19 protein-coding genes and 1 tRNA gene are annotated in these 19895 nt (G+C 59.9%); 13 read left to right on the top strand and 7 right to left on the bottom strand.

Going from position 1 to position 19895, the window contains the following annotated elements:
- Positions 1-12 precede the first annotated feature (12 nt).
- Positions 13-285 carry a hypothetical protein gene (locus AC1DVF_RS08900; protein ID WP_477782352.1) on the top strand — a complete coding sequence of 91 codons (273 nt, stop codon included), beginning with the start codon at positions 13-15 and terminating at the stop codon, positions 283-285.
- Positions 286-362: 77 nt separating this feature from the next.
- Here the strand turns inward: AC1DVF_RS08900 and AC1DVF_RS08895 are convergent.
- Positions 363-439: transfer RNA gene (locus tag AC1DVF_RS08895), tRNA-Arg, on the bottom strand.
- A gap of 442 nt (positions 440-881) precedes the next feature.
- Between AC1DVF_RS08895 and gabD the strand changes: the two genes are divergently transcribed.
- The 3 genes from gabD (at position 882) to AC1DVF_RS08880 (ending at position 5138) form a co-directional block, all read left to right on the top strand.
- Positions 882-2324: an NADP-dependent succinate-semialdehyde dehydrogenase gene (gene gabD, locus AC1DVF_RS08890; protein ID WP_007917688.1), complete on the top strand. Its 1443-nt coding sequence runs from the start codon at positions 882-884 to the stop codon at positions 2322-2324.
- A 184-nt stretch (positions 2325-2508) separates the two neighbouring features.
- Complete coding sequence (gene gabT, locus AC1DVF_RS08885; protein WP_007917687.1) at positions 2509-3786, top strand: 4-aminobutyrate--2-oxoglutarate transaminase; 1278 nt, start codon at positions 2509-2511, stop codon at positions 3784-3786.
- 140 nt (positions 3787-3926) lie between these two features.
- Positions 3927-5138, top strand: a complete 1212-nt coding sequence (locus AC1DVF_RS08880) for a response regulator (protein ID WP_093440384.1) — start codon at positions 3927-3929, stop codon at positions 5136-5138.
- 135 nt (positions 5139-5273) lie between these two features.
- On the opposite strand, the gene AC1DVF_RS08875 is transcribed toward AC1DVF_RS08880, so the two are convergent.
- Together AC1DVF_RS08875 and desA are read right to left on the bottom strand one after the other, a co-directional pair.
- Complete coding sequence (locus tag AC1DVF_RS08875; RefSeq protein ID WP_093440388.1) at positions 5274-6263, bottom strand: GGDEF domain-containing protein; 990 nt, start codon at positions 6261-6263, stop codon at positions 5274-5276.
- Between the two features lie 143 nt (positions 6264-6406).
- Positions 6407-7591 carry a delta-9 fatty acid desaturase DesA gene (gene desA / locus AC1DVF_RS08870; protein WP_034151820.1) on the bottom strand — a complete coding sequence of 395 codons (1185 nt, stop codon included), beginning with the start codon at positions 7589-7591 and terminating at the stop codon, positions 6407-6409.
- Between the two features lie 146 nt (positions 7592-7737).
- Between desA and dibA the strand changes: the two genes are divergently transcribed.
- The 6 genes from dibA (at position 7738) to AC1DVF_RS08840 (ending at position 14098) form a co-directional block, all read left to right on the top strand.
- A complete protein-coding gene (gene dibA, locus AC1DVF_RS08865; protein WP_477782338.1) occupies positions 7738-9657 on the top strand; it encodes a phosphodiesterase DibA in 1920 nt (639 codons plus the stop codon).
- Positions 9658-9895: 238 nt separating this feature from the next.
- Entirely contained in the window at positions 9896-10078 is a 183-nt protein-coding gene (gene oscA, locus AC1DVF_RS08860; RefSeq protein WP_034151822.1) for a sulfur starvation response protein OscA, read from the top strand.
- A 135-nt stretch (positions 10079-10213) separates the two neighbouring features.
- Positions 10214-11227, top strand: a complete 1014-nt coding sequence (locus AC1DVF_RS08855) for a sulfate ABC transporter substrate-binding protein (protein WP_034151823.1) — start codon at positions 10214-10216, stop codon at positions 11225-11227.
- Positions 11228-11400: 173 nt separating this feature from the next.
- Positions 11401-12219, top strand: coding sequence for a sulfate ABC transporter permease subunit CysT (cysT, locus tag AC1DVF_RS08850; protein ID WP_038367238.1), 819 nt, complete (start codon positions 11401-11403; stop codon positions 12217-12219).
- 13 nt (positions 12220-12232) lie between these two features.
- On the top strand, positions 12233-13105 hold the full coding sequence (gene cysW / locus AC1DVF_RS08845; protein ID WP_108224225.1) for a sulfate ABC transporter permease subunit CysW: 873 nt from the start codon (positions 12233-12235) through the stop codon (positions 13103-13105).
- Between the two features lie 3 nt (positions 13106-13108).
- Positions 13109-14098: a sulfate/molybdate ABC transporter ATP-binding protein gene (locus tag AC1DVF_RS08840; protein ID WP_016987602.1), complete on the top strand. Its 990-nt coding sequence runs from the start codon at positions 13109-13111 to the stop codon at positions 14096-14098.
- Positions 14099-14217: 119 nt separating this feature from the next.
- On the opposite strand, the gene AC1DVF_RS08835 is transcribed toward AC1DVF_RS08840, so the two are convergent.
- Complete coding sequence (locus tag AC1DVF_RS08835) at positions 14218-14742, bottom strand: Mpo1 family 2-hydroxy fatty acid dioxygenase (RefSeq protein WP_460130504.1); 525 nt, start codon at positions 14740-14742, stop codon at positions 14218-14220.
- Between the two features lie 84 nt (positions 14743-14826).
- Between AC1DVF_RS08835 and AC1DVF_RS08830 the strand changes: the two genes are divergently transcribed.
- Positions 14827-15504, top strand: coding sequence for a Crp/Fnr family transcriptional regulator (locus tag AC1DVF_RS08830; protein WP_477782337.1), 678 nt, complete (start codon positions 14827-14829; stop codon positions 15502-15504).
- A 122-nt stretch (positions 15505-15626) separates the two neighbouring features.
- Here the strand turns inward: AC1DVF_RS08830 and uraH are convergent, their stop codons facing one another.
- Together uraH and AC1DVF_RS08820 are read right to left on the bottom strand one after the other, a co-directional pair.
- Positions 15627-16037: a hydroxyisourate hydrolase gene (gene uraH, locus AC1DVF_RS08825; RefSeq protein ID WP_477782336.1), complete on the bottom strand. Its 411-nt coding sequence runs from the start codon at positions 16035-16037 to the stop codon at positions 15627-15629.
- Between the two features lie 12 nt (positions 16038-16049).
- Positions 16050-16535, bottom strand: coding sequence for a GlcG/HbpS family heme-binding protein (locus AC1DVF_RS08820; RefSeq protein ID WP_460089453.1), 486 nt, complete (start codon positions 16533-16535; stop codon positions 16050-16052).
- A 135-nt stretch (positions 16536-16670) separates the two neighbouring features.
- On the opposite strand from AC1DVF_RS08820, the gene AC1DVF_RS08815 reads away from it, so the two are divergent.
- Positions 16671-17351 (top strand): heavy metal response regulator transcription factor, encoded by a 681-nt coding sequence (locus AC1DVF_RS08815; protein WP_016987597.1) that lies wholly within the window; start codon positions 16671-16673, stop codon positions 17349-17351.
- Positions 17341-18726, top strand: a complete 1386-nt coding sequence (locus AC1DVF_RS08810) for a heavy metal sensor histidine kinase (RefSeq protein WP_477782335.1) — start codon at positions 17341-17343, stop codon at positions 18724-18726. The genes AC1DVF_RS08815 and AC1DVF_RS08810 overlap by 11 nt, the downstream gene beginning before the upstream one ends.
- 103 nt (positions 18727-18829) lie before the next feature.
- Here AC1DVF_RS08810 and AC1DVF_RS08805 read toward each other — a convergent pair whose 3' ends face one another.
- On the bottom strand, positions 18830-19834 hold the full coding sequence (locus tag AC1DVF_RS08805; protein WP_099757689.1) for an AraC family transcriptional regulator: 1005 nt from the start codon (positions 19832-19834) through the stop codon (positions 18830-18832).
- Positions 19835-19895: the final 61 nt, after the last annotated feature.

The following is a 19895-nucleotide window of genomic DNA, read 5'->3' as shown; positions in this document are numbered from 1 at the left end:
CCCCTCAGCCATTTGGCATTGCCCCGCAAAAACGCGCACTATCGGGGCATTGCCGATACGCTGGAGGACAACGTGGCAGCAAAAATTGACCGCATCGCCCAACTGCTCAACTGCCCGGAGAAGGGCGAAGAGATGCGGCGAGCGATTACCGAGACGCGTAAGGAATTTCTGCTGAATCAGCCGGAAGAGGATGTCGTTGATGAAGACGACGCTTTTGAAGAGGTTGAGGAGGAAGAGGATGACGATGACGATGATTACGACGAGTTCGACTGGACGACGGAGTAACGTCGTTCCGGTCCATTTACTTCACCCACAAAAAAGCCCCGGACCATCACAGTCCGGGGCTTTCTCGTTTAAATCAATGGTGCACCAGGCGGGATTCGAACCCACGACCCCTGCCTTCGGAGGGCAGTACTCTATCCAGCTGAGCTACTGGTGCAGCGGGCGACATCATACCTAGGTCGGCTCGGGGCGTCCATGCTGGGTTTGAGCGGGTATTGTCAGTGCACGTGTCGGCGCAAATCGCTGCATTCCATAAAACGGTAACGTCCTGCAAAACCCTCGCTTGGCGCTTTCGTGGGACTGTTCTATGGTTTTGCTGCGGCTGAGGCTTTTGGCTCGTTGATCTGAAAAATTCCACAAACGCGGCGTTTTTGTTCTTTTTTTCGAACGACCTATTGTCCTTTACCCCCTTTGATCCTACGATCCGTTTGAGATTTCAAACGCTCGTTGACCGGGCGTTGAAGCGCCGGTGTTTCGAATCGTGCACGGTTGATGCGCCACGCCCGGTCACTGATTTCCCTGACGGCAGCCTTGCGAGGCGCCTTTCTACAATCATAATTTGCTCCGCGCAGGCCGCGGTGCTGTTAAGGAAAGCCGACATGCAGCTTAAAGATACCCTGTTGTTCCGCCAGCAAGCCTTCATTGATGGCGCTTGGGTCGATGCGGACAACGGTCAGACGATCAAGGTCAACAACCCGGCCACCGGCGAAATCCTCGGTACCGTGCCAAAAATGGGCGCTGCCGAAACCCGCCGTGCCATCGAAGCTGCTGACAAGGCGCTGCCGGCCTGGCGTGCCCTGACCGCCAAAGAGCGTGCCGGCAAGCTGCGTCGCTGGTTCGAACTGATGATCGAGAACCAGGACGACCTCGCACGCCTGATGACCCTCGAACAGGGCAAGCCGCTGGCCGAAGCCAAGGGCGAAATCGTTTACGCCGCTTCGTTCATCGAGTGGTTCGCCGAAGAAGCCAAGCGCATCTACGGTGACGTGATTCCGGGCCACCAGCCAGACAAACGCCTGATCGTGATCAAGCAGCCAATCGGCGTGACCGCCGCGATCACCCCGTGGAACTTCCCGGCGGCGATGATCACCCGTAAGGCCGGTCCAGCACTGGCTGCCGGTTGCACCATGGTGCTCAAGCCTGCTTCGCAAACTCCATTTTCCGCTTTCGCGTTGGCCGAACTGGCCCAGCGCGCGGGTATTCCTGCGGGCGTGTTCAGCGTGGTCTCCGGCAGCGCTGGCGACATCGGCAGCGAGCTGACCAGCAACCCGATCGTGCGTAAATTGTCCTTCACCGGTTCGACCGAAATCGGTCGTCAGCTGATGTCGGAATGCGCCAAGGACATCAAGAAAGTCTCGCTGGAACTGGGCGGCAACGCGCCGTTCATCGTGTTCGACGACGCGGACCTGGATAAGGCCGTCGAAGGCGCGATCATTTCCAAGTACCGCAACAACGGCCAGACCTGCGTCTGCGCCAACCGTCTGTACATTCAGGATTCGGTCTACGACGCGTTCGCCGAGAAGCTGAAAGTGGCGGTGGCGAAACTGAAGATCGGCAATGGTCTGGAAGACGGCACCACCACGGGTCCGCTGATTGACGAAAAAGCCGTGGCCAAGGTGCAAGAACACATTGCTGACGCCGTAGCCAAAGGCGCCACCGTGCTGGCTGGCGGCAAGGCGATGGAAGGTAACTTCTTCGAGCCGACCATCCTCACCAACGTGCCGAAAAACGCCGCTGTGGCCAAGGAAGAAACCTTCGGTCCACTGGCGCCGCTGTTCCGCTTCAAAGATGAAGCCGAAGTGATCGCGATGTCCAACGACACCGAGTTCGGCCTGGCCTCCTACTTCTACGCTCGCGACCTCGGTCGTGTGTTCCGCGTCGCGGAAGCGCTGGAATACGGCATGGTTGGCGTCAACACCGGGCTGATCTCCAACGAAGTCGCGCCGTTCGGCGGCATCAAGGCCTCGGGCCTGGGCCGTGAAGGCTCCAAGTACGGCATCGAAGATTACCTGGAAATCAAATACCTCTGCCTGGGCATCTAAGCCCTGTAAGAGACCGCTGCAAACGCAAAGGGCACGAGAGCGCTGTCCCTTTGCGTCGTTTCAAACCGGAATTTTCTCTGCGGCCAGGAACGCCGTGGCAGTCGATCATCGCATGCTGCCACCGTCGATTTCTCCCGCTAATCCTTGAACCACGCCGCCCGATGAGCGGCGAATGAGGACTGTAATGAGCAAGACTAACGCTGAACTGATGGCCCGTCGTACCGCAGCTGTTCCACGTGGTGTCGGCCAGATTCACCCGATCTTCGCTGAATCGGCGAAGAACGCCACCGTGACTGACGTTGAAGGTCGTGAATTCATCGACTTCGCCGGCGGTATCGCGGTACTGAACACCGGCCACGTGCACCCAAAAATCATCGCCGCCGTGACCGAACAGCTGAACAAGCTGACTCACACTTGCTTCCAGGTACTGGCTTACGAGCCGTACGTTGAGCTGTGCGAGAAAATCAACGCCAAGGTGCCAGGTGATTTCGCCAAGAAAACCCTGCTGGTCACCACCGGTTCCGAAGCCGTTGAAAACGCCGTGAAAATCGCCCGTGCCGCCACTGGCCGCGCTGGCGTGATCGCCTTCACCGGCGCTTACCACGGTCGCACCATGATGACCCTGGGCCTGACCGGTAAAGTCGTGCCGTACTCGGCCGGCATGGGCCTGATGCCAGGCGGCATCTTCCGCGCGCTGTACCCGAACGAACTGCACGGCGTGAGCATCGATGATTCGATCGCTTCCATCGAACGCATCTTCAAGAACGACGCTGAGCCGAAAGACATCGCCGCGATCATCATCGAACCTGTGCAGGGTGAAGGTGGTTTCTACGTTGCGCCGAAAGAGTTCATGAAGCGTCTGCGTGCCCTGTGCGACCAGCACGGCATCCTGCTGATTGCTGACGAAGTACAGACTGGCGCTGGCCGTACCGGCACCTTCTTCGCCATGGAGCAGATGGGCGTTGCTGCCGACCTGACCACTTTCGCCAAATCCATCGCAGGCGGCTTCCCGCTGGCCGGTGTGTGCGGCAAGGCCGAATACATGGACGCCATCGCCCCGGGTGGCCTGGGCGGCACTTACGCCGGTAGCCCGATCGCTTGCGCCGCTGCGCTGGCGGTGATGGAAGTGTTCGAAGAAGAACAACTGTTGGACCGCTGCAAGGCTGTCGGCGAGCGTCTGGTTACTGGCCTGAAAGCTATCCAGGCCAAGTATCCGGTGATCGGCGAAGTCCGTGCGCTGGGCGCGATGATTGCGGTCGAGCTGTTCGAAAACGGCGACAGCCACAAGCCGAACGCCGCCGCTGTAGCGTCCGTTGTGGCCAAGGCGCGCGACAAGGGCCTGATCCTGCTGTCCTGCGGCACCTACGGCAACGTTCTGCGCGTCCTCGTACCGCTGACCTCGCCGGACGAGCAACTGGACAAAGGTCTGGCGATCATCGAAGAGTGCTTCTCGGAGCTGTAAGCCGCGCACTGTGTGATCGGATAGACAAAAAAACCCGCTTCGGCGGGTTTTTTTTCGCCCTGTGAACATATCAATTGCTTTAGCGCTGTATCGAATGGCCAGCATTGGCTAAGGTTCAGGCATTGCAAGGGAGAGCGCGCATGACTGCCGTTGATTTACCCGCCGTACCCCGAGTGCTGATTGCCGAGGCTGATCCGTGGTCCCGGGACCTGCTCAAACAAGTGCTCCTGAACGTGCGTTGCGATGCGCGGATAGACTTGTGCGCCGACGGGCAGCAAGCCCTGTCATTGCTCAGTGAAGTGCCGTATGACCTGGCGATCGTTGATTGGGAGTTGCCCGGCATCGATGGTTTGAGCGTGCTGCGCAGCGTGCGCCAGCGCAAACGCAATCCGCCGCTGCCGTTCATCCTGATGAGCAGCCGCAACGACAGCGCCAGTGTGCGCGAAGCGCTTCCGTTGGCACCAACGGCCTATCTGACCAAACCACTGAACATGGAAAGCCTGACCGAGCGTTTGCAGGGCTTGCTGCTGAATGCCGGTGAAGAGGTTTTCTGTGAAGTACCGGCATTGGCGCCGGGCATGACCTTGTCGGTGTTTCTCGAGCGACGTCGTGAGCAGGCTGACGGTGCGCCGTTGATGACCGATGTGCAGGTGGCGGTGAAGCGCAGCCTCAATCCCAATGGCCTCGATCTGAAGCTGTTGGAAGATGAGATCAAGACCGACCCACAAATCACGGCGGTGCTGATCGCTGCGGCCAACAGCGCGGCGCAGCACCATGGCGCGCCGGTGCAGACACTGGCGCAGGCCCTGCATCGGCTGGGCACCGGGCAGAGCATGAACCTGATTCTGGGGCTGGCACTCAAGCGTAGCGCCAGGCTCAGCGATCCATGTTTGGCGGACTATGCTGAACGTTACTGGGGGTTGTCGCTGCACACCGCTGAATATGCGCGCACCCTCGCGCGGCTGCTCGATCTCGATCAGGAACGCTGTTACTGCGCGGGCATGCTGCATCGCCTGGGTGATCTGGCGTTGTTGCGTTGTCTGCAGGAGTGGAAACAGGCCGGTGGAGAGCTGGATGAGTGGGAGGAGGTGGGCGACGCGCTGGCCGAGTTTGGTGCGGCTTATGGTTCGGCGTTGCGTACCCGATGGCGCCTGCCGCTGGAATTGCGGGAGCTGATTGCGTCGGTCTACCAACTCGGTGGCGGGGTGTATTCCCGTGAGGCGTTGGTGATGAACATGGCAGCGCAGATGGCGCATCTGACCGAGCATGAAGGCGTTGAGGAACTGGCGAAGAGTCGCACGGCGCGGTTGCTGAAGATTGGCTTGCCGGAATTGATGCGGATGCGCAAATAACCTGACTTACGCAAACCCCTGTAGGAGTGAGCCTGCTCGCGATGCTGAGTGTCAGACACCAACGGTTCGTTTGACACTCCGCTATCGCGAGCAGGCTCACTCCTACAATGGATCTCTGTGTAGCTGAGATACGGGTCAGGCAGAAATGATGCGGTTCTTGCCCTGTCGCTTGGCCTCATACATCGCCGCATCCGCGCGGGCGAACAGGCTGTCGAGGCTGTCGTCGGTCTCGGTCAGACTGGTCAACCCCTGGCTGACGGTGATACCGAACGTCTGGCCATCATGGCTGAAACTCAACCGTTGAATCTCCTGCTGCAGCCGTTCCGCCACTTGCATGGCCATGTCCGGCGCACAACCGGGAAATACCGCTGCAAACTCTTCGCCGCCAATCCGCCCGAACAGATCTCCTCGACGTAATGACCCGCGCCCGCACTCGGCAATCCGCTGCAACACGTTGTCGCCTTCGGGATGACCGTAGGTGTCATTGATCATTTTGAAGTCATCGATATCCAGCAGCAGAAAGGCCATTTGCGCGCCCTGCACCCGCGCTACTTCGAACTCGCGATTGGCGCACTCGAAGAAGTGCCGGCGATTGCTGCTTTGCGTCAGCACATCGGTAGTCGCCAAACGGTGCAGCTCGGTTTCCATCTGCTTCTTGTCAGTAATGTCTTCGGCGATGCCGACGATGATCACCGGCTGACCGGGTTCGTCCTGACGGTTGATGAAGCATTTGTCGCTGAGCCAGCGCACCTGGCCGTCGGCGGCGATGATCCGGTATTCGCGATCTTCCACCGCGCCTTTGTGCAGGACTTCGGCGAGGCTGCGTTCGGCGTAGTCGAGATCGTCGGGGTAGATGCTGTCGCGCCACTGGTTGTAGTCGGCGAGCAGCAGGCCGGCGGAACGGCCGAAAATCCGTTCATAGGCGGGGCTGACGTACAGCACCTGCCGGGTTTCCCAGTTGAAGGCCCAGAGCACGGCGTTGACGCTGACCAGCAAGGAGCTGAACAGCTGCTCGCGTTCGCTCAGTCGAGCGACTTCACCTTGGGCGTGCATCAACGCCATGAGGGTTTGCGCGGCTTCGGGCCACTGCGGGAAGGATGAGTCTTTTTGATTGTTGTTGACCATCGGCACAGATCTCAAAGGACGTGCCGCAATTCGACAACGGCCACAGTACAGCCCGCCGGGATGGCGAAGTGTCTTTGAGATAGGCGATTTTTGGCGAAGTTCCGAAGGGTGCACCCGGGAGCCGGGTGCACCGATCAACGGTCTCAGACCGCTGCAGGACGCAACGAGTAGGTTTTCAACTGATCAGCAAATTCGCGCAGGGACTGGATGCCGCTGGCTTCTGCCTCGTGAATCCACTCTTTGATGGCCGCGAGCATGTCGTGGCCATTTGCACTGGTCTTGACCCAGATCTGCTGCAGGGCCAGGCGTTTTTCGTAAATTACCTTCAGTGCCTGGCTGTGCTCGAGCATGGTCTGGATGCGCAAGTGATGACGATCTTCCAGCAGGCTGGTTTCCCGCGACAGCAGGCGTTTGGCACGGTGGAACTGGTGACGCACCGAATGATCGACCTTGGCCAGCTCTTGCTTGACCAGCGGGCCGATTACCAGCTTGCGGTACTGGGCCATGATCTGGAAGCGGTTGTTGAGGATGGCCATCGCGGTGTCCATGTCCAGATTGCCCTTGCCTTCGACACGGTGGGCAATTGGCGCGACACGCTGGACCTTGGCCAGACGCAGGAAGCAGAAGACTTTGATCCATGCCCAGCCGAGGTCGAACTCCCACTTTTTCACCGACAGCTTGGCCGAGTTAGGGTAGGTGTGGTGGTTGTTGTGCAGTTCTTCACCGCCGATCAGGATGCCCCAAGGCACCAGATTGGTCGCCGCGTCGCGGCATTCGAAGTTGCGATAGCCGACGGCATGGCCCAGGCCATTGATCACGCCAGCGGCCCACACCGGGATCCACATCATCTGGATCGCCCAGATGGTGATACCGATGGTGCCGAACAGCAGGAGGTCGATAACGCCCATGATCGCCACGCCCAGCAGCGGGTAGCGGCTGTAGACGTTGCGTTCGATCCAGTCTTCGGGGCAGTTCTTGCCGTAGATGCGCAGGGTTTCCGGGTTCTGCGCTTCGGCACGATACAGCTCTGCGCCGGTGCGCAGCACGGTGGAAAGGCCTTTGATGACCGGACTGTGCGGGTCATCTTCGGTTTCGCACTTGGCGTGATGCTTACGGTGGATGGCGGTCCACTCGCGGGTGTTCTGCGCCGTGGTCAGCCACAGCCAGAAACGGAAAAAGTGCTTCAGGCCGGCATTCAGCTCCAGCGAGCGATGGGCCGAGTAGCGGTGCAGATAGACCGTGACGGCGACAATTGTCACGTGGGTCATCAGCAGGGTGACTGCGACCAGAGACCAGGCCGACAAGCCAAGAAAACCTTCGTACCACATAGGCTATAGGGCCCTCGATAAAGATAAAAACAGCCGTTGCATTATCACCAAGCACACAGATAAAACCAGTCGCCCTTTCAGATAAGAGTCGCTGGATGTTTCTTGACCTATAATTCCAACCTTTTTGTAGGGACATGGACAGCCGAATGCGTGCCACTTACCGCGATGCTTTGCGTGCAGCGCTGCTCTATCTCGTACTTGCGGTTGTCTGGCTGCAGGGAACTGATCATTTATTAAACAATTTCTTCGATAACTCCGTCGATCTTGCCCGATGGCAACTGATCAACGGTTACGTGTTTGCGGCGCTCAGCGCCGGGCTGATCTTTCTGGCGCGGGCGCGCTTGTGCGAGTTTCTCGGCATCGGTGCGCGGTTGCGCGAGCGCCACGCTGATCGCGAACGCCTGCGTCAAGCGGCGGCCGTTTTCGATTGCACCCGCGAAGGGGTGTTGGTCACCAACCACCAAGGGCTGATCGTGCACGTCAATCGGGCGTTTATCGAGATCACCGGTTATCAGCGTGAAGAAGTCCTCGGGCAGCAGCCGAGCCTGTTCAAGTCCGGCCATCATCCGCCGGGTTTCTACCAAGCGATGTTCGCCACCCTGGAGTCGCAGGGCGAGTGGAGTGGCGAGATCTGGAACCGGCGTAAAAGCGGCGAGATTTATCCACAGTGGCAAACCATCCGGGTCATTCACGATGATCAGGGCCGGCTCAGCCATTACGTTGCGGTGTTTTCCGATATCAGCGCCATCAAGGATTCCGAGCATGAACTCAAACACCTGGCGCACCACGATCCGCTGACCGATCTGCCCAATCGCCTGCTGTTCAGCGACCGCGCCGAACAGGCGCTGGCTTCGGCGCAGATCCACAAGCGCGGCTGCGCGTTACTGATGCTCGATCTCGATCATTTCAAAATGATCAACGACAGCCTTGGCCATAACGTCGGCGATCGCTTGCTCAAGGCAGTCGCGGCGCGCCTGCAAGAACTGTTTGGCCCCGGTATTACCCTGGCACGCCTGGGTGGCGACGAGTTCGCGGTGTTGGCAGAGAGTTGTCCACAGCCGGTGCAGGCAGCGGCGCTGGCGCAACGGATTCTCGATGCGCTGAAGGAGCCGTTCAGCATTGATGGCAATCAGTTGTTCATCAACGCCAGCCTCGGCATCAGCCTGTTCCCCAGCGACGCGCTAAGCGCCGAGCAACTGTTGCGCAATGCCGATGCGGCGCTGTTCAAGGCCAAGAGCAGCGGCCGCAACGGTTATGCCTTGTATACCGAAGAACTCACCGCCCACGCCCAGCAACGTGTGGAGATCGCATTCGAGTTGCGCCGGGCGCTGGAGCAGCAGGAACTGCGGGTTTATTACCAACCGGTGCATGACTTGAAAACCAGTCGCTTGATTGGCGTTGAAGCGTTGGTGCGCTGGCAGCATCCGCAACGCGGTCTGGTCTCGCCTGCGGAGTTCATTCCGATTGCCGAACGCACCGGTTTGATCGCTGAAATCGACGCCTGGGTCATGCAGCAGGCGTGTCGGCAAATGTGCCAATGGCGGCAGGCCGGAGTGGTGTTGTCGTTTGTCGCAGTGAATGTCTCGTCGCGCCTGTTTGCCCGGCGCGAGTTGTACCAGCAGGTGGCGCAGGTGCTGCACGACACCGGACTGGATCCGGCATATCTGGAGCTGGAAGTCACTGAAAGTGCAGTGATGGATGATCCGGAAGTGGCGCTGGAGCAGATGCACCGTTTGCGCGAATTGGGTATTCGCCTGGCCATCGATGATTTCGGCACGGGTTACTCGTCACTGCTGCGGCTCAAGCGCTTGCCGGTGCAGAAGCTGAAGATCGATCAGGGTTTCGTTGCCGGGTTGCCGTGGGATGAGGATGACGTGGCGATTGTCCGGGTGATCATCGCGCTGGCCCGAAGCATGGGCATGCAGGTGCATGCCGAGGGCATCGAGCAGGTTGAGCAGGCGGCGTTTCTGCTTGAGCAGGAATGTGATCTGGGGCAGGGCTACTGGTTTGGGCGACCGACTCCGGCGCAGGAGATTGATTGGGCGAGAACTCCGGTGGTTAGCTAAGACAGGGGCAAACTTGTTCCTGCGCTCAGCAAAGGGGCGCTCTGCGTCGGCCCAAAATCGCGGCGCAGAGCGCCGCTGGCTGCATTCCTTTGCTGCGCGTGGGAACGATCAGTTTTTTCAGTTATATAAACATTCTTAAATAGTCTTTTTAAGAATATCTGCGCCTCTCTTATATTGCTCCCACGCCGAACGCAGTGCCGCCCACTGCCAGGCAAATCCCATTCAAAGGAGCAGCACCATGAGCGCATCCCTTCGCAGCGTTGACGGTCAGGACGAAACCACCATCTTGCGTGAAATCCAGAGCGCTCTGCGCGATCTGCGTTTCGGCGCGGTGGAGATCACTGTGCACAACGCCCAGGTCGTGCAGATCGAACGCAAAGAGAAATTCCGTTTGCAGCAACCGGGCAAACAACCGGGCTAAAAGATCGCAGCCTGCGGCAGCTCCTGCAGGGGGCTGTGCGTAGGAGCTGTCGAAGGCTGCGATCTTTGAACCGACAACACGATTCCCGAAATACATAAGAAAAAGCCACCACCCAGAATTCCAGGAGCTTTCACCATGTCGTCGATTCGCCGTTACGCTTTGGCCGCCCTGGCCAGTGCTGTGTTTGCCGGTTCCGCCGTTGCCAAGGATTACGAGCTGCTCAACGTGTCGTATGACCCGACGCGCGAGCTGTATCAGGACTACAACGCTGAATTCATCAAGTTCTGGCAGAAAGATCACGCCGGCGACACCGTGAAAATCCAGCAATCCCACGGCGGTTCGGGCAAGCAGGGCCGTGCGGTGATCGACGGTCTGCGTGCCGACGTAGTGACCCTGGCGCTGGCCGGCGACATCGACGAAATCGCCAAACTCGGCAAGACCCTGCCCGCCGACTGGCAGAAGCGTCTGCCGGAAGCGAGCACGCCGTACACCTCGACCATCGTCTTCCTGGTGCGCAAGGGCAACCCGAAAGGCATCAAGGACTGGGGCGATCTGGTCAAGAACGACGTCTCGGTGATCACCCCGAACCCGAAAACCTCCGGCGGTGCGCGCTGGAACTTCCTCGCCGCATGGGCCTACGGCCTGAAAGCCAACGGCGGTGACGAAGCCAAAGCCAAAGAATATGTGCAGACCCTGTTCAAGCACGTGCCGATTCTCGACACCGGTGCACGCGGTTCGACCATTACCTTCGTCAACAACGGTCAGGGTGACGTGTTGCTGGCCTGGGAAAACGAAGCGTTCCTGGCACTGAAAGAAGATGGCGGCGCCGACAAGTTCGACATCGTCGTGCCTTCGCTGTCGATCCTCGCCGAGCCGCCGGTTGCCGTGGTCGACAAGAACGCCGAGAAAAAAGGCAACGAGCAGATCGCCGAAGCCTACCTGAAGCACCTGTACAGCCCGGCCGGTCAGGAAATTGCCGCGAAGAACTTCTACCGTCCGCGTGATAAGGACGTGGCTGCCAAGTACGCTCAGCAGTTCCCGAAACTGGAACTGGTGACCATCGACAAGGACTTCGGCGGCTGGAAAACCGCGCAGCCGAAATTCTTCAACGACGGTGGCGTGTTCGACCAGATTTATCAGGCGCAGTAATCTGACTTCAGCCACACATCAAGCCTTTAGCCAGGCGCAGAAAATGTGGGAGCGAGCTTGCTCGCGAAAGCGCAGTGTCAGACGACGTGGAGTTGGCTGATACTCCTTCTTCGCGAGCAAGCTCGCTCCCACATGGGTGCGTTCAGCGGATCGCTTTTTAACCAAGGACTTTTATGTCGCGTCGTATCTCCCCCGTCATACCCGGCTTCGGGCTGACGCTGGGCTACACCTTGGTGTACCTCAGTCTGATTGTGCTTATCCCGCTGGCGGCGATGTTCGTCCACGCCGCGCAACTCACCTGGGATCAGTTCTGGACGATCATCTCCGCACCGCGCGTGCTGGCCGCCCTGAAGCTGAGCTTCGGCACCGCGCTGTGTGCCGCGATCATCAACGGCATCATTGGCACGCTGCTCGCTTGGGTGCTGGTGCGCTACACCTTCCCGGGGCGCAAGGTGATCGACGCGATGATCGATCTGCCGTTCGCCCTACCGACAGCGGTGGCCGGTATCGCGCTGACCGCGCTGTATGCGCCGGCCGGTCTGGTCGGGCAATTCGCCGCTGACCTCGGTTTCAAGATTGCCTATACCCCGCTGGGTATCACGTTGGCGCTGACCTTCGTCACTCTGCCGTTTGTGGTGCGTACCGTGCAGCCGGTGCTGGCCGACATTCCCCGTGAAGTCGAGGAAGCCGCCGCGTGCCTAGGTGCTAAACCCTTGCAGGTGTTCCGCCACATCCTCGTTCCCGCATTGTTGCCCGCTTGGCTGACCGGTTTTGCCCTGGCCTTCGCCCGTGGCGTCGGCGAGTACGGTTCGGTGATTTTCATCGCCGGCAACATGCCGATGAAAACGGAGATCCTGCCGCTGCTGATCATGGTCAAACTCGACCAATACGATTACACCGGCGCTACCGCCATCGGCGTTTTGATGCTGGTGGTTTCCTTCGTCCTGTTGCTGCTGATCAACTTGCTGCAGCGGCGCATCGAAACCCCATAAGGAGGCGCGAACCATGTCCCAATCGTCTATTGCGGCCGCCTCTTCGGCCAATGCGGCACGCCGTGGCAGCGCCACTTCGCGCAGGGTCCTGATCGGCCTTGGCTGGCTGGTTTTTTTCCTGTTTCTGCTGCTGCCGTTGTTTATCGTCGTATCGCAGGGTTTGAAGAATGGCCTCGGTGCATTCTTCACCGCGATCTTTGAACCGGATGCTCTGTCGGCATTGAAACTCACCGTGTTCGCCGTGCTGATTTCGGTGCCGTTGAACCTGGTGTTCGGCGTCAGCGCCGCGTGGTGCGTGAGTAAATACTCGTTCCGCGGCAAGAGCATGCTGGTGACGCTGATCGACCTTCCGTTCTCGGTGTCGCCGGTGATCGCCGGTCTGGTCTACGTGCTGATGTTCGGCGCACAAGGCTTGTTCGGGCCGTGGCTGCAGGATCACGACATCCAGATCGTCTTCGCCCTGCCGGGCATCGTGCTGGCGACGATCTTCGTCACCGTGCCGTTCGTGGCCCGTGAGCTGATTCCGTTGATGCAGGAACAAGGCACGCAGGAAGAGGAGGCCGCGCGCCTGCTCGGCGCCAACGGCTGGCAGATGTTCTGGCATGTCACCGTGCCGAACATCAAGTGGGGCCTGATCTATGGCGTGGTGCTGTGTACCGCGCGGGCCATGGGTGAATTCGGTGCGGTGTCGGTGGTCTCCGGGCACATTCGCGGGGTGACCAACACCTTGCCGCTGCACGTCGAGATCCTCTACAACGAATACAACCACGTGGCCGCGTTCGCCGTGGCGAGCCTGTTGCTGATCCTGGCGCTCTTCATCCTGCTGCTCAAGCAGTGGAGCGAAAACCGTATCAACCGCCTGCGCGCCAGCGCCGCGGAGGAATAATTCATGTCGATCGAAGTGCGTAACGTCAGCAAGAATTTCAATGCGTTCAAGGCGCTGGACAACATCAGCCTGGATATCCACAGCGGCGAACTGGTCGCGCTGCTCGGCCCCTCGGGCTGCGGCAAGACCACCCTGCTGCGGATTATCGCCGGCCTGGAAACCCCGGATAACGGCAACATCGTCTTCCACGGTGAAGACGTCTCCGGCCACGACGTGCGTGATCGCAATGTCGGTTTCGTGTTCCAGCACTACGCGTTGTTCCGCCACATGACCGTGTTCGACAACGTCGCGTTCGGCCTGCGCATGAAACCGAAAAACCAGCGCCCGAGCGAAAGCCAGATTGCGGTCAAGGTTCATGAGTTGCTGAACATGGTGCAGCTGGATTGGTTGTCGGATCGTTATCCGGAGCAGTTGTCCGGCGGTCAGCGTCAGCGGATTGCTCTGGCACGCGCCTTGGCGGTCGAGCCGAAAGTACTGCTGCTCGACGAACCGTTTGGGGCCCTGGATGCCAAGGTGCGTAAAGAACTGCGCCGCTGGCTGGCGCGTCTGCACGAAGATATCAACCTGACCTCGGTGTTCGTGACCCACGATCAGGAAGAAGCGATGGAAGTGGCCGACCGTATCGTGGTGATGAACAAAGGCGTGATCGAGCAGATCGGCTCACCGGGCGACGTCTACGAAAACCCGGCCAGCGATTTCGTTTATCACTTCCTCGGCGACTCGAACCGCTTGCTGTTGAGCGACGACAACCACGTGCTGTTCCGCCCGCATGAGGTGTCGCTGTCCAAGCATGAGCTGGAGGATCACCACGCGGCAGAGGTGCGTGATATCCGGCCGTTGGGCGCGACTACGCGAGTGACGTTGAAGGTTGAGGGGCAGACGGATCTGATCGAGGCCGAAGTGGTGAAAGACCACGACAGCCTGATCGGCTTGGCCAAGGGTGAAACCCTGTTCTTCAAGCCGAAGGTCTGGCAGAAAGTCGCCAGCCTCTAAGACTGATCGTTCCCACGCTCTGCGTGGGAATGCATCCCGTGACGCTCCGCGTCACAGTGGACGCGGAGCGTCCATGGCGGCGTTCCCACGCAAGGCGTGGGAACGAGCGGGCATAAAGTCTAGATTGCAGCACGCTTCGGATTAACCCGCACCACCCCCGCCCGCGCCTCGATCTGCTCCTTCAATTCACGCCGCATCCCGAGCATGAACGCCAACTCGGCCACGACAAACAACGGCCCGACAATCAGCCCCGACACATCATCGACAAACGCCGGTTTGCGCCCTTCATAGTGATGCCCGACAAACTGGATCACCCAGCCAACGACAAACATCGCCAGCCCGCTGCTCAGCCAGACCATCGTGCTTTGCTGCGCCAATACATGCCCGGCCCAGACCGACAGACCCATCAGCACCGTCATCAACACCCCGAGCTTCATTTCCAGGCGCAGATAAAACCACGCCGAGGCCAAAGCCACGATAACCGCTGGAGATATCCACAACCCGCCCAGCGACCATTCCGGCCGCGACAACAACACCGCCACGGCCACCACTATCAGCGGAATGCCGATAAAGTGGCTGGCGATGTTGCGCGGATCGCGGTGGTAGGCGGCGTATTGACTGAGATGGTCGACGAGGCTTTTCATTGTTGTTCCTCCGGTAGGGTTGATCGCATCATCCCTCGGGATCAGGGTTCGCTCTGTCAGGCAGGCGACAGTCCAGGAGTGTTTATGCAAATACGTTCACGGTTGATGAGCGGCCAGTGGTTCAGTCATCTGCCTGCGTCCTTTCAGGATAGTCTGCTGGCGGCGGCCCGCGAGCGGCGGCTGACGGCGGGACAGCGTTTGTTCCAGCGCGGTGATGCGCCGTGCGGCTTGTATGCGGTGCTCGATGGCGCGGTGCGCATCGGTGCGGTCAGCGAGCAAGGCAAAGAGGCGTTGTTGAGTCTGGTCGAGGCGCCGCACTGGTTTGGTGAAATCTGCCTGTTCGATGGTCAGCCGCGTACGCATGACGCCTACGCTGTCGGGCCGTGCACCTTGCTCAACATTCCTCAGGCGACGCTGTTGAAGTTGCTTGATGAAAATCCAGTGTACTGGCGGCATCTGGCGCTGCTGATGAGCCATAAACTGCGCCTGACCTTTATCAACCTCGAACAACTGAGCCTGCTGCCAGCGCCGGCGCGTCTGGCTCATCGCTTGCTGATGATCGCCGAAGGCTACGGCGAGCTCGATGCGCCACGCCGCGTTCTGCAACTGCCGCAGGAGCAGTTGGCATCGATGCTGTCGCTGTCGCGGCAGACCACCAACCAGATCCTCAAGGATTTGCAGGGGCAGGGGATTATCGGACTCGGGTATGGAGAGATCGAAATCCTTGATGCCATGCGATTGCGCGCTCTCGCCACGATCTGACAATTCGCCCAAGCCCCTGTGGGAGCGAGCTTGCTCGCGAATGCGATTTAACATTCAACATGATTGCTGACTGACACACCGCCTTCGCGAGCAAGCTCGCTCCCACATGGGGCAGTATTGATTCAGGAACCGCGATAGGTCGAGAAGCCGTACGGGCTGAGCAGCAGCGGGATGTGGTAATGCTGATCGGTCTGCTTCACTTCGAAGATCACCGGAATCTCCGGGAAGAACGTGTCGTGCTTGATCTTCTTGTAGTACTCGCCGGTCTTGAACACCACGCGGTATTCACCCGCTTCAAAAGGCTGTCTGGCCGGGAACAACTCGGCAATTCGCCCCTGTTCATTGGTCGTGCCTTGAGCCAGTGGCTGCCAGTTCTGGCCGACGTGTTTCTCCAGCGTCACGTTGATACCTGGCGAAGGCAGGCCGTTTTCCAGATTGAGCACGTGCACGCTCAGGGGATTGCCGGCAGCCAGAGCCAGACTGGAAAAAGCGCTCAGGCCGAGCGCGGCGAAGGTCATGCGCAAAGTGCTCATGGATGCATCTCCTTATTGGGAACGGGTAGTGGCCAGACCGGTTTTCCCGGCAGCCTTGATCGCACAGTTTTCGTCTTGCTCGCCGCCGCCGGAACCGGCTACACCCATCGCGCCGACCAACTCATTAGCAGCGAACAAAGGGATGCCGCCGCCGAGCAACAGCAACTCGTCGAGGGTGTTGAGGTTGGCGGTTTCCGGGTTGCTGCGAGCGCGTTCGGCGAACAACCGGGTCGCGGTCTTGGTCGACAGCGCGGTGTAAGCCTTGCGCTGGCTGGCAACAGTGTTGTGCGGGCCTACGCCATCGCCGCGCAGGGTCACTAGAAGATTGCCGCCCCGATCGAGCACCGACACCGTGCCGGTGCAGTTGGCCATTGCCGTGTCGGCGAGCAGCCGTGCAGTTTTCAGGTCGAGATCAGCGTGACGCGGCAGTTCAGGGCTGGCGACAGCGGCACCACTGAGGCCGATGATCAGGCTTGCAACGAAGTATTTGACGGTCATGGACAGGCTCCAAAAGCGAAGGTCGACACCTTAATCGCCGGTCTTCGTCAGAACCTCGTCAGTCTGATTACAAGTTTGTAATGGGCAACGCCGCCGAAGACGCCTAGCCTGTGTGCCTATCAATCGAGGTGTGCCATGCGTTTGCTGGTCGTAGAAGATGAAGCCAAAACCGCGAATTTCCTCGCCAAAGGCCTGGGCGAGTCGGGTTTCGCCGTGGACGTGGCGCTCAATGGCCTCGATGGTCGCTACTTTATCGAGCAGCAGGAATACGACCTGATCATCCTCGACGTGATGCTCCCCGGCCTCAACGGCTGGCAATTGCTGCAGCTGATCCGCCAGCGCGGCGCCACGCCGGTGCTGTTCCTGACCGCCAAGGACGCCATTGAAGATCGCGTGCGCGGCCTCGAGCTGGGCGCCGATGATTACCTGCTCAAGCCCTTCGCCTTCGCCGAACTGCTCGCGCGGGTGCGCACGTTGTTGCGGCGCGGGCCGATGCGCGAAGCCGAGTCGTACACCATCGCCGATCTGGAAATCGACGTCCTGCGCCGCCGCGTCAGCCGTGGTGGCCAGCGCATTGCCCTGACCAACAAGGAATTCGCCCTGCTGCAATTGCTCGCCAGTCGCCAGGGCGAAGTGCTGTCGCGCACGCTGATTGCCTCGCAGGTGTGGAACCTGAATTTTGATAGCGACACCAACATGGTCGAAGTCGCGGTGCGGCGTTTGCGTGCGAAAGTCGATGACCCGTACATGCCGAAACTGATCCACACCGTGCGCGGCGTCGGCTATCAACTGGAAGCTCCGGACGATGCGCTCTAGGTCGATCGCCTGGCGTCTGGCGCTGGCGTTCGCATTGGTCTGCGCTTTGGTGCTGAGCGCGATTGGTGTGTTCCTCTACCGTTCGCTGGCGTCGGAAATCGCCTACCGCGACGACCTCGCGTTGCTCGGACGACTGGAGCAAGTGCGCGCGTTGCTCGCTGACAGCGACAGCCTCGATGCCTTGCAGGCGCGGCCACGGCTGTATCAGAACATGCTCGGTAATCTCGACAGCCTGTTGCTGGTGCGCCGCGCCGATGGCTCCAGTGTGATCGCTATCAACCCACGGCAACGCGAGTTGCCCGCGCTGAACGCGATCCCCCGCGAGCAAACGCCGCAGCGCCGTGATGTGTTGACGTGGCAAGCGCCGGACGGTGCCGAACTCGCGCTGTTGTCCGGCGAAGCGCAGGGGCCGAACGGCGAACCGCTGACCGTGATCGCCGGCAAAGTGCTTAGCGAGCGCGAACAGATGCTCGGCAGCTATCGCTTGCGCCTGTACTTATCTGTTGGACTGGGTGCTTTGCTGGCCTTTGCCTTGGGCTTGCTGTTGCTGCGCCGGGGTCTGCAACCGTTGCGGCAGTTGAGCGAAGCGGTACGCGGTATCGATCTGCGTAGCCTCGATCAACGCTTGCCCGCCACCGGCACGCCCGCCGAACTGCTTGAGCCGGTGCAGGCGCTCAACGGCATGCTGGCGCGGCTGGACGACAGCGTGCAGCGCCTCTCGCAGTTTTCCGCCGATCTCGCCCACGAGATACGTACGCCGCTGCACACCTTGTTGGCGAGCAACGGGCAGGCGCTGAATCATCCGCGCAGCACCGAGGAGTATCAGGAAGTTCTCGCCTCGAACATGGAAGAGTTCGAACGGCTCAAGCGCATGGCGGAAAACCTGATGTTCCTTGCCCGCGCCGAGCAGGCCGAGCGCGCGCTCAATCTGCAAACCCTGGATTTGCAAAGCGTTGGCAGTGAACTGTGTGATTACTTTGAAGCCTTGGCCGATGACCGCGACCTGCGGCTGGACAATCAACTGCATGGCGAATTGCTCGCCGATCAGCAGTTGCTGCAACGTTCGCTGGGCAACTTGCTGGCCAATGCCGTGCGCCACGCTGACTCCGGAACCGTGATCAGTTTGCGCCGCCGCGACGAGTCGGGCTGGTGCTGGTTACAAGTGCACAACCATGGCCCGGCCATTGCGGCGGAGCATCTGGGCAAACTGTTCGACCGTTTCTACCGCGTCGATCCTTCGCGCGCGGAGCCGGGGGATTCGGGTGGGCTGGGGTTGGCGATCGTGCAGTCGATCATGCAGTTGCATGGTGGGCAGGTGCGGGTGAACAGTGATGTTGGCGGCACCATTTTTGAGCTGGGCTTTGCGTTGAATTAAAGGGCGCTATCGCGAGCAGGCTCACTCCTACAATTGGAATGCGTTCCCCCTGTAGGAGTGAGCCTGCTCGCGATGGCGCCAGATCAGACAAACTGATTCTGGATCAGCGCAACCCATCACGAAACTGCCCCGGCGTCATCCCCGTCCAGCGCTTGAACGCGCGGCTGAAGCTGCTGGTGTCGGCAAAGCCCAGCAAATAACTCACCTCACTCAACGAGCACTGCGGATCGCGCAGGTGCAGCAGCGCCAGATTCTCACGGCTCTCATTGAGCAATGTGTCGAAGCGACAACCCTCATCCGCCAAGTGCCTTTGCAGGCTGCGCAAACTCAGGTGCAAGGCCTGGGCAATGCGCTCTGCACTTGGTTCACCTTCCGGTAATTGTTCTTCAATCGCATCGCGCACTTTGCGTTCCCAGGTCAGCGGCTGGAGCTGGGCCATGGTGCGTTTGAGCACCGCTTCATTGTGTTCGGCGAGTTCCGGATTGGCGTCGTCGAGGTGGCTGTCGAAGTCGGCGAGGGCGAATTCCAGACGATCCTCGACACAACCGAAATGCACCGGAGCGCGGAAGACTTTGTGCCACTGGTGCGCATCGCTCGGCTCCGGGCGGCGCAGATAAACCGCCAGCGGTGCGTAATCACGGCCGAGACGATTGCGGCAGGTACGCACGTAGATCGCGGTGAACGCGTCGATGGCTTCGAAGGCTGGTGCGGGATTGCCTGACGGAATTTTCAGACGAAATTGATAGCGGTCGTCGCCACGACTCAGCTCCAGTTCCAGCGCATCGCTGACCACCGGGTGATAGCGCACGATGCGCTCGAACACCTCGCGCAAACTGCCGCTGGCGACCAGCGCATAACCGAGGGCATGGAACGTGGTCGGGCTGACGAAGCGCGACACGCGCAGACCAATCGCCGGGTCGCCACTGACCTGCACGGCAATTTCCCACAGGCGCGTGGTGCCGGACAGTGGATAGCGCGCGTTGGGATCATCCATCAAGCTCGGATCGAGCCCGGCCTGTTGACACAGGGCAATGCTGTCCAGTCCCAGCGCATCGAGTTGCTTGCGCAAGGCACGGGTCCAGCTGGCGAGGGAGGTCGGTTCCTTCATGCTGATTGGCGCTTCCGGTCAACAGGTTGGCGTTCTCGGCTACCGCAATTGAAGCCTTGGC

This window comes from Pseudomonas sp. P4_D7 (assembly GCF_056401755.1).
This window is presented reverse-complemented; position numbering and strand designations above follow the sequence as displayed.